A 9,898-nucleotide genomic window follows, 5' to 3' on the forward strand; every position below is an offset into this window, starting at 1 on the left:
CATGATAGAGATGGAGAGATTGATGAAAAAATTTTTTATATTATTTCTGATTATAACAAGTTTCTGTTTTGGAGGAACAATAAGCTCTGTAAGTAAAAGTGGAAGTAAGCTTACTTTTAATTTTACTGGGAGTAATAAATCAGCTTACCAAATAAACTATGATTCATACAATAGATTGATATTTGTGGAATTTCCAGGAAGTAACCTATCAACAAAAATTAATGATAAAAATTACTCATCAAAGTATGTTGAAGAATTTTCTACTATTGATTATGGGGGCTCAGTAGGTTTCTTCATAAAACTTAATAAAAATATATCCTATTCAACATCTTTTAGCGGTAATGATTTTGTTTTTACATTTAATGATAAGAGTGCTAAAAAACAATATACAATAGCTATTGATGCTGGACATGGAGGAAAAGACCCTGGAGCTATTGGATTCAATAAGTACTATGAAAAGAATATTGCCCTAGCTGTAGCAAAATATTTAAGAGATGATTTGAAAAAGGATTTTAATATAGTAATGACTAGGGACAGTGATGTGTTCGTAACACTTGGAGAGAGACCAAGGATAGCTAATAGGGCTAAAGCTGATATGTTTATAAGTATACATGTGAACTCGGCAGTAAAAAATACTTTATCAGGTATGGAGGTATTCTATTTCTCTAAAAAATCATCTCCTTATGCTGAAAGAATAGCTGCATTTGAAAACAGTGTTGGGGATAAATATGGAGAGAAAACTAGTAATATAGTGCAGATAATGGGAGAATTAGCTTACAAGAAAAATCAAGAAATATCTATAGGATTTGCTAAAAAAACATCTGCTGCTTTAGCTAAAGGATTGGGAATGAAGGATAGAGGAATTCATGGGGCAAACTTTGCTGTTCTAAGAGGTTTTAACGGACCTGGAGTGCTTGTGGAGTTGGGATTTATTAACAATAAAGATGATATTAATAAATTGATTAATACAAACTCTCAAAAAAAGATGGCCCAAGAGATAGCTAAGATGGTAAGAGAGAATTTCTATTAATATTAAAGAGGTGTAGAGTTGAATAAAAAAGTATTGGTAGTAGTTGGAATAATATGGGGATTGGTAGTAGTAACTGGAATAGCATATTTTCAAATGAAAAAATCTTCTGAACAAATAAATATAGTTGAACTGGATAAAAAAGAGAATATGGTAGTTGAAGAGGGAAAAGTAGAGAAGATAACTCTTTATACACTTTCTGATAAGGGAGATAGGTTGATAAAAAAAGAGGACGAGATTCCACAATATATAAAACCAAAGGATAAAATAAGAAAAATTACACAGCTTAGCATAGAAAATTTATGGAAAAATAAAGTGTTGAAAACTTCTCAAGTGGAGATAGGAAATATCTTTATAACTGGAGATATGGTATATATAGATGTAGATGCTAATATGTTAGAATTAAAATCTGAAAATAGAAAAAATTTATTGGCAATATACTCAATAGTAAATAGTGTTACAGAGATAGGAAATATACAAAAAATTAAATTTTTAATAGATGGAAGAGAGGAAGAAGAGGGAAGTTTCTCAAAAGTCTATACTAGAAATACAAATATTTAATAATTTGGTGTGGTTATTAAGAATAAAGAGCAAGTATAGCTTGGAGTACTAAAAACACAAATTTATTTTGTTTAAAAGTTGTGTTTTTTACATTCTCCTTTGCTTATTTGCTCTATTTTTTATATAATTAAATAAATATGGTATAATTAAAATGGAAAAGAGTATTTTTTAAGGGGGGTTAGAGCCGAGAAATGTTAGATAGATTAAGGGAACTTGTAAAATCAAGAGTTACTCAGAAAAGATATATACATACCTTAGGAGTAGAGGAGAAGGCTGTAGAATTAGCTAATAAATATGGTGTTGATGAAGAGAAAGCTAGAGTGGCAGCAATACTACATGATATTGCTAAAAGTGTAGATGTAGATAGCTTAGAAGAGGTATGTAGAAAATATTTTTCAGATGAGTTATCTGAAGAGGATATAAAGATAACAGAGATACTACATGGTTTTGTAGGATATATGATAGCTAGAGATGAGTTAAAAATAGAGGATGAAGAGATATTAGAAGCTATAAAATATCATACTATAGGAAAAAAAGGACTATCAAAGCTAGGTAGAGTGATATATATAGCTGATGGGATAGAAAAAAATAGAGATTATCCAAATGTGGATAAGATAAGAGAGATAACAGATAGAGATTTAGATGAAGGAATCATCTATGAGATAGATAGAAAGATAGAGTATTTAGATAGTTGTGGAGGAAAAATACACAAAAATACTTTAGAGATGAGAGATTGGCTAAAGAGCCTAAGGGGGTAATTATGAAGATAGAAAAAGAGTTAGAAAAATTAAAAGAAATATTTAAAAATACAAAGGGAAAGGGTTTAAAATTAGATGAGATAACTAAGTTATTGGGGTGGTCTCCAAAGTTTAAAAAGGAGAATAGAGATATAATAGAGAAATGGGTAAGTGATGGTGAACTTATCAAAAATAATAGAGGTAAATACAATCTTCCAGAAACTCAAGGATATATTAAAGGGGTATTTAGTATAATTAAAGATAGATTTGCCTTTGTTGATACTGAAGATGAGGGAATTTTCATTCCTAAAAGTGGTTTTAATGGAGCTCTTGATGGAGATACAGTTTTTGTAAGACTGACAGCTGGAATGAAGGGAGATAGAAAAAAAGAGGGAGAAGTAGTAAGAGTAATAAGTAGAGATAAGGATATAGTTATTGGAATATTCCAAAAAAATAAAAATTTTGGATTTGTAACTCCTACTCACTCTTTTGGAAGAGATATCTATATTCCAGCTATTAGAATGAAAAATGCTGAAAATAATCAACTAGTAGTAGTAAGAATAACTTTCTGGGGAGATAATGAGAGAAAACCAGAGGGAGAGATAGTAGAGATACTAGGAAATCCATATGATACTAAAAATATGATAGAAGCATTGATTATTAGAGAGGGAATGTCTGAAAGCTTTCCACCAGAAGCGATGGCAGAAGCTAGAAGTATACCTGTAGAGATAGGTAAGAAGGAGTTAGAAGGAAGAAGAGATTTAAGACACCTACCAATTATAACAATAGATGGTGATGATGCTAAAGACTTAGATGATGCTGTCTATGTAGAAAAATTAAAAAATGGAAACTATAAACTAATCGTAAGTATAGCTGATGTTTCTCACTATATTCCAGAAGGATCTGCATTGGATAGAGAAGCATATAAAAGAGGGAACTCGGTATATTTAGTAGATAGAGTGTTACCAATGTTTCCAAAGGAGATATCAAACGGAATATGCTCTTTAAATCCTAATGAGGATAAACTGACTTTTACTTGTGAGATGGAGATAGACCAAAGGGGAAAAGTTGTAGACTCTGATACATATAAATCAGTGATAAAAACTGTCTATAGAATGACATATAACAATGTTAATAAGATGATAGCTGGAGATGAAGAGGCTTTAAAAACTTATGCTCCTATAAAAGATATGGTTATGGATATGTTAGAACTTTCTAAAATAATTAGAGAGGTAAAATATAAAAGAGGAAGTATAGATTTTGATATTCCAGAAATAAAACTTGTGTTGGACGAAAAGGGAAAAGTTGAGTATATAAAAAGTAGAGATAGAGGAGAATCAGAAAGAATCATAGAGGATTTTATGATAGCAGCCAATGAAACGGTGGCAGAAAAGCTATTTTGGTTAGAGATTCCATCTGTATATAGAACTCACGAAAAACCAGATATGGAAAGAATAAAAAATCTAAATGAAACTTTAGCTAAGTTTAAGTACAGAATACACTCTTTAGAGGAGATACATCCAAAACAATTCCAAAAAATAATAGAGGATTCTAAAGAGAGAGGAATTAATCTATTAGTACATAAGATGATATTAATGGCATTAAAACAAGCTAAATACACAGTTGAAAACTATGGACACTTTGGACTGGCTTCTGGGTACTACACTCATTTTACATCTCCAATAAGAAGATATGCAGATTTGACTGTTCATAGAATATTAAACTCTGTATTACATGGTTATCCAAATAAGAAAACTATAATGAGAAATATGGAAGAATTACCAGTAACATGTGCACACATATCTAAAACAGAGAGAGCAGCAATGAAAATCGAAGATGAAAGTGTTAAAATAAAATTAGTTGAATATATGATGGATAAGGTTGGAGAAGAGTACGAAGCTACAATAGTAGGATTTAGTAATAAGAGAGTATTCTTTGAAACTGAAGATCATGTAGAGTGTTTCTGGGATGTTGTTTCAGCTAAACACTATTATGAGTTTGATGATAGAGAGTATGTGATGAGAGATACTGATACTGGTAAATTCTATAGTATAGGTGATAGATATAAGGTAACTTTAGTAAGAGCAAGCTTAGCTGAATTAGAGATTGAAGTAGTACCAAACTTTGTAATGGATGAAGGGCTTATATTAAAATAATAAAAATAGAGGTGGGATAAAATGAGATTAAGAGAGTTATTAATGGAAGAGGGAAAAAATATTATAAGTATGATAATTGAGAGTGAGGATATGACATATTCGAGCTCAAATATCTCAAAACTAGATTTAATTCCTGTCGGAGTAGGAAATTACACACTTGTTTTAAATGAGGTTATATTTGATTTTTCTGACGAGGATTTAGATAAAGAGGGAATTTTAAAAAATGGGATCCTATATTTTGAGCTAGAGAAAGCGAAGATAGAAGTTGGGATGAGATAAAATTGAAGAGGACTTTGGCAAATGAGCTAAAGTCCTCTTATTTTTAAATGATTATAAAGCTTTTAGATAATTGTAGAGTTCAGATAAAGATAAATTAAGAAATTCATCTTCTTTTGTTTCTAAAAGTTCAAATAAATTAAATAAAAAGTTATGATAAATATTTTTTTTATTTGTACAAAAACAAATAATTAAACTACAATATTTCTCTTTAAAAAAAATAGGTTTTTTTAATTTTAAAAAACTAAATTTGGTACTAAACACATTATTTTCATTTAAATAATGTGGAAAGATAGTCCTATTTCCAATATAGATATTATTATTTTTATTTGAAATACTTTCTTTTATTAATGAATCTACATATGAATTTTCAATATATCTATGTTCAAGAAGAGGAGCAGTACAAAGTTTTATTCCTTCTTCTATTGAACTAATTTCATCAACTTCATTGATCAAAAATGGTTCAATAAATTTTTCTTTATTATCTAAGGGCTTTTCATAAAAAAAAGGAGAGTAGTTATCTTTGAGAAAGATTTTTAATTTTTCGATTTCTAAATTATCACAAAATTTTTCAAGTTCATAAATAAATTCTTCAGTATTTATCATAGAAATATCAAATGAAAAATTTTTCAAGTTTTCTATGTCAGCTTTAGTTAATATAGGGCTAACTTTGACAATTGGAGTTTTGTCATTTCTCTCTTCTAGATCAATTGTTGTAATTATTAAGTCAAACTGACTATTAATATTCTGGTATTCTTGTAATGAATAAGTTTGAATACAATTAATTTTAAATAATTCTTTTAATCTCATTTTTAAAAAACTAGATGTACTAATACCAAAATTACAAACTATAGCAATGTTTTTGATTTTTTTATTTATTAAAGTTCTTTGAATAGCTCTTTCAAATAATAATACTACAAAGGCAATTTCATCTTCAGAGATTTTTAAATTTAAGTTTTTTTCAAAATTAAGAAAAATATTTTTACAGATTTCAAAAGAATCACTATAATCATGTTTAATTTCTCTCAATATAGAATTACCTAATGTAATATTCTTTAAACTTCTGTAAAGTAAGGGTTTTAAATGGTTTAATAATTCGTGGTATAAAATTTTATCTCCAGTTAATGTAATATTTTTTAAATTTGAATACTCTAAAATAATCTTATAAGTTTCAATTTCAATATTTAGCCAATTTTTAAAAATATTTAATGGATTTTTTATATTATAAGATGTACCAATTAAAAAATCACAAAGCCATAATTTATCATCTAAATTTAGATTGGGAAAATTTTTATCTATAATTGTAAATTCAGAAGAATATTTAAAAAAATTTATATTTTCTCTATATTGTAATCTTGGTTTGTAAAATTTTAAAAGACAAATAAAAATAATAAATAAATTAAAAGCTTCATCAGAGGTATAAACATTATCTCTAATATTCATTAAAGAAGTACTATTAATTTTAAATATTTTATTAGGATTTAAATATTCAAAAAAATAGGAATAGAAAAAAGATTTTTTTCTTGGTTTAAACTTTCCATTTTTAAAAATAATATATTTATTTAAAAATGAAACCATAAAAAAAATAAAATCAATATCTGTATATTTAAAATAATATTCTAAATTTTCATTTTGAAGTAGATATATTTTATTTTCTTTTAATATACTCTGTAATAATTTAATATCTGTTTTTAAAGTAGGTTTAGAAACTTCTAATTTTTTACTAAATAATGCTATATTTATATTTTCTTTAAAAATTAAAGAAAAAAGTATAAATAATGCAATTCTTTCATTTGTAGAAAATGAATAGTAAATTTTGTTAATATCATTAAAAACAATTTCGAGAGGTATATGGATACCATTCCAACTTATATTTTGTTTATTTATTAAAATTTGATATTCATTTTTTAATTCAAAATTTAATTCTTCTATTTGGTAACGTATATTTCTTTCAGAAGTATTTAAAAATATAGATAGATCATTTAAAGTGTTTAATTTTTCTAAAGATAGAAGTAATTCAAAATGTTTTTTATTTAAACTCATAGTTTTCACCTTAAAAAAATATTTAATTTATTATATCATTTTTTATGAGAAGATGCTTCTAAAATTTATTTCAAAATATAATGAAAATAATTTATTCTTTTTGTTTTGAAAAAAAATATTTCGTTTTAAAATGAAGTGTTATTTATCTTGAAAAAAACAAAAAAACTGGTAAAATTTGTGTATAGAATAAAAAGAGGTGATAAAAATGGAAAAGATTCTAAGTGAAGAAAATATTTTTTTAGAAATTGAAGCTAAAACAAAAGATGAGTTGCTAGAGTTACTTGCTGAAAAGTTAAACAAAGCAGGAAAATTGATAAACAAATCAACCTTTATCAAAGATATATATATTAGAGAGAATGAAGGTATTACAGGAATTGAAAATGGATTAGCATTACCACATGGTAAATCAGAAGGAGTAAAAGAAACAACTATTGTAGTAGCAAAATTGAAAAAAGCAATTGAATGGGAAACTTTAGATAATTCAAAAGTTGATCTAGTTGTTTTATTTGCTGTTAGGTTAGAAGATAAAAATGAATTGCATTTAAAATTATTGGCTAAAATAGCTGGAAATTTATCAGAAGAAGAAAATATAAATAGGATAAAAGAAATAAATGATAAAAAAGAAATTATAAAAATTTTAGAAAAGGAGTGGTAATTATGAAAATTGTTGGAGTTTGTGCATGTACAGCTGGATTAGCTCATACTTTTATGGCTCAAAAGAAATTATTAAGCGTTGGTAAAGAAAGGGGACATCTTGTTAGTATTGAAACCCAAGGATCAATGGGGGTTGAGAATGAACTTTCTCCAGAAGAAATAAAAAATGCTGATTTTGTAATATTAGCTACAGATATAAAAATTGGTACTGAGAGATTTAAAGGTAAGAAAGTTATAAAAATTCCTACTAATGTAGCAATAAAAGGAACAGTAAAGTTATATGAAAAATTGGAGGAAAATATAGATAAGTAAGAGGTGAAAGATTATGATAAAAAATTTACAAATAAAAAAACATTTATTAACAGGAATATCATTTATGTTACCGCTAGTTGTAGCAGCAGGATTATGTATAGCAATAGGTCAAATTATACCTAGGTTTGGAATAGAAACCAAAATTAGTGAAGTTCTTGTGAATTTAGGTGTTTATGGTATGAATTTATTAGTACCTGTATTTTGTGCCTCTATAGCATATTCAATAGCAGATAAGCCTGGAATAGCTCCAGGATTAGTTTTAGGATATTTAGCGAATGAAATAAAAGCTGGATTTTTAGGAGGAATATTATTTGGATTTGTTGTTGGATTTGTGGTACTTTGGTTAAAGAAAAATATAAAAGTTCCTAAATCAATGGAAGGATTAGTTCCAGTAATGTTATTGCCATTACTATCAATAATTATTTGTGGTTTAGGTGCATATTTTATTGTAGGTGTTCCCATAGTAGCATTACAAAATTTTCTTTTAGATTTTTTAGTTAATTTGGACGGTAAGGGAAAATTTCTTACAGGAGCAATATTAGGGGGAATGGTAGGATTTGATTTTGGAGGACCAGTGAATAAAACTGCTTCTATTTTTGTTGATGGGCTTTTATTAAATGGAATATATGGTCCAGAAGCAGTTAAAGTAATGGTGGCAATGGTTCCACCATTAGGATTAGGATTATCTGTTTTATTAACTAAAAATAAGTATACTAAGGCAGAAATAGAAGGAGCAAAAGTAGCTTTTCCAATGGGATTATGTATGATAACAGAGGGAGTAATACCAATAGCAGCAAGAGATCCAATTAGAGTTATAGCAGCAAGTACAATAAGTGGGATGATAGCTGGAGGATTATCAATGTTGTGGAATGTAGGATCGAGTATTCCATCAGGGGGAGTGTTTATAATACCGTTTGTTCAAAATCCATTAGGATTTATAGCTGCTTTAATTATAGGAAGTTGTGTAATGGCGGCAATTCTTTCAATAACTAAAAAAGTACCTACTCCTGAAGAAGAAGAAGGAGAGTTAATTATGGAAGAGGATATGAATTTGGATGATTTTGAGATAGAAAGTTTATAAGGAGTTAAAAATTTTATTAAAATATAAAATAATTGAGTGGAGGTAAAATTATGTTAATGAACATGAAAGAATTATTACAAGTTGCACAAAAGGAGAAGTTTGCTGTAGGAGCTTATAACATAGGAAGTGCAGAATTATTAAAAACAGCTTTAGAAGAATGTGAAGCGAATAATGCACCGATAATTTTAGCTATTCACCCCTCAGAGTTAGAATACTTAACAGATGAGTTTATAGAATATGTAAAAGTAAGAGCGATGAAAACACATATTCCAGCAGTAATTCATTTAGATCATGGTGGAACTAAAGAGCAAGTTATAAGAGCGATTAGATGTGGATTTACTTCAGTTATGATAGATGCTTCGCACTATTCATTTGAAGAAAATGTAAGAATTACAAAAGAGATAGTTGAAATAGCGAAACCTTTAAATGTATCTGTTGAAGCTGAGTTAGGAACAATTGGAAATTTAGGAGATTCATATGAAGGAGGAGCAAGTGAAATAATTTATACAGATCCAGTTAAAGCAAGGGAACTAGTCGAGAGAACAGGGATAGATACTTTAGCTGTTGCTATAGGAACATCGCATGGGTTATATCCTAAATGGATGACTCCTAAATTAAATTTGGAATTATTAAAAGAAATAAAGAGTCAAGTAGGAATACCATTAGTATTACATGGAGGATCTGCTAATCCTGATAATGAAATTGCGGAATCGGTTAAATTAGGTATTTGTAAAATAAATATTTCTAGCGATATAAAAAGTGTATTCTTTAAAAAAGTAAGAGAAACATTAAAAGAAAATGAAAAACTAATGGAGCCTCATGAAATTTTTTCAACTGCAATAAATGAAGCAAAAAAAGTTGTAAAACATAAATTAGAGTTATTTAATTGTATTGACAAAGCAAGATTATATTAACTCAGTGGAGAAATTTATGATAATAGGTGCAATAGAAGCTGGAGGAACAAAATTTATCTGTGGTGTTGGAAATGAAAAGGGAGAAATTTTTGAAAAAGTTAGTTTTCCTACTGAAACACCAGAAATTACTTTAGCAA

11 protein-coding genes are annotated in these 9,898 nt (G+C 27.7%); 10 read left to right on the forward strand and 1 reads right to left on the reverse strand.

Annotation, left to right across the window (positions count from 1 at the left end; all coding sequences use genetic code 11):
• The first annotated feature begins 10 nt into the window (after positions 1 to 10).
• From IAA47_09365 to IAA47_09385, 5 genes are all read left to right on the forward strand, one after another.
• Complete coding sequence (locus IAA47_09365) at positions 11 to 1,030, forward strand: N-acetylmuramoyl-L-alanine amidase (protein ID MBU3843169.1); 1,020 nt, start codon at positions 11 to 13, stop codon at positions 1,028 to 1,030.
• Positions 1,031 to 1,048: 18 nt separating this feature from the next.
• The gene (locus IAA47_09370) at positions 1,049 to 1,588 is read left to right on the forward strand and encodes a GerMN domain-containing protein (protein ID MBU3843170.1); all 540 of its coding nucleotides are present in this window, start codon (positions 1,049 to 1,051) and stop codon (positions 1,586 to 1,588) included.
• Positions 1,589 to 1,779: 191 nt separating this feature from the next.
• A complete protein-coding gene (gene yqeK, locus IAA47_09375; protein ID MBU3843171.1) occupies positions 1,780 to 2,346 on the forward strand; it encodes a bis(5'-nucleosyl)-tetraphosphatase (symmetrical) YqeK in 567 nt (188 codons plus the stop codon).
• Positions 2,347 to 2,348: 2 nt separating this feature from the next.
• Entirely contained in the window at positions 2,349 to 4,481 is a 2,133-nt protein-coding gene (rnr, locus tag IAA47_09380) for a ribonuclease R (protein MBU3843172.1), read from the forward strand.
• Positions 4,482 to 4,502: 21 nt separating this feature from the next.
• The gene (locus IAA47_09385; GenBank protein ID MBU3843173.1) at positions 4,503 to 4,760 is read left to right on the forward strand and encodes a hypothetical protein; all 258 of its coding nucleotides are present in this window, start codon (positions 4,503 to 4,505) and stop codon (positions 4,758 to 4,760) included.
• A 51-nt stretch (positions 4,761 to 4,811) separates the two neighbouring features.
• Here IAA47_09385 and IAA47_09390 read toward each other — a convergent pair whose 3' ends face one another.
• Entirely contained in the window at positions 4,812 to 6,800 is a 1,989-nt protein-coding gene (locus IAA47_09390) for a PRD domain-containing protein (GenBank protein MBU3843174.1), read from the reverse strand.
• Positions 6,801 to 7,005: 205 nt separating this feature from the next.
• Between IAA47_09390 and IAA47_09395 the strand changes: the two genes are divergently transcribed.
• The 5 genes from IAA47_09395 to IAA47_09415 form a co-directional block, all read left to right on the forward strand.
• Complete coding sequence (locus IAA47_09395; protein ID MBU3843175.1) at positions 7,006 to 7,455, forward strand: PTS sugar transporter subunit IIA; 450 nt, start codon at positions 7,006 to 7,008, stop codon at positions 7,453 to 7,455.
• Positions 7,456 to 7,457: 2 nt separating this feature from the next.
• Complete coding sequence (locus IAA47_09400) at positions 7,458 to 7,766, forward strand: fructose PTS transporter subunit IIB (GenBank protein ID MBU3843176.1); 309 nt, start codon at positions 7,458 to 7,460, stop codon at positions 7,764 to 7,766.
• A gap of 16 nt (positions 7,767 to 7,782) precedes the next feature.
• Entirely contained in the window at positions 7,783 to 8,847 is a 1,065-nt protein-coding gene (locus tag IAA47_09405; protein ID MBU3843177.1) for a PTS fructose transporter subunit IIC, read from the forward strand.
• Between the two features lie 50 nt (positions 8,848 to 8,897).
• Positions 8,898 to 9,761, forward strand: a complete 864-nt coding sequence (locus IAA47_09410) for a ketose-bisphosphate aldolase (protein ID MBU3843178.1) — start codon at positions 8,898 to 8,900, stop codon at positions 9,759 to 9,761.
• 16 nt (positions 9,762 to 9,777) lie between these two features.
• Positions 9,778 to 9,898, forward strand: a 121-nt coding sequence (locus tag IAA47_09415; protein MBU3843179.1) for an ROK family protein, incomplete at its 3' end; no start/stop codon positions are given.

This window comes from Candidatus Fusobacterium pullicola (assembly GCA_018883725.1).
GTDB classification, from domain to species: domain Bacteria; phylum Fusobacteriota; class Fusobacteriia; order Fusobacteriales; family Fusobacteriaceae; genus Fusobacterium_A; species Fusobacterium_A pullicola.

Bases quoted from the DNA above. Each gene is read 5' to 3' on its own strand.
- IAA47_09365 (MBU3843169.1), top strand. From the start codon at position 11: ATGGAGAGATTGATGAAAAAATTTTTTATATTATTTCTGATTATAACA.
- yqeK (MBU3843171.1), top strand. From the start codon at position 1,780: ATGTTAGATAGATTAAGGGAACTTGTAAAATCAAGAGTTACTCAGAAA.
- rnr (MBU3843172.1), top strand. From the start codon at position 2,349: ATGAAGATAGAAAAAGAGTTAGAAAAATTAAAAGAAATATTTAAAAAT.
- IAA47_09385 (MBU3843173.1), top strand. From the start codon at position 4,503: ATGAGATTAAGAGAGTTATTAATGGAAGAGGGAAAAAATATTATAAGT.
- IAA47_09390 (MBU3843174.1), bottom strand. From the start codon at position 6,800: ATGAGTTTAAATAAAAAACATTTTGAATTACTTCTATCTTTAGAAAAA.
- IAA47_09395 (MBU3843175.1), top strand. From the start codon at position 7,006: ATGGAAAAGATTCTAAGTGAAGAAAATATTTTTTTAGAAATTGAAGCT.
- IAA47_09400 (MBU3843176.1), top strand. From the start codon at position 7,458: ATGAAAATTGTTGGAGTTTGTGCATGTACAGCTGGATTAGCTCATACT.
- IAA47_09410 (MBU3843178.1), top strand. From the start codon at position 8,898: ATGTTAATGAACATGAAAGAATTATTACAAGTTGCACAAAAGGAGAAG.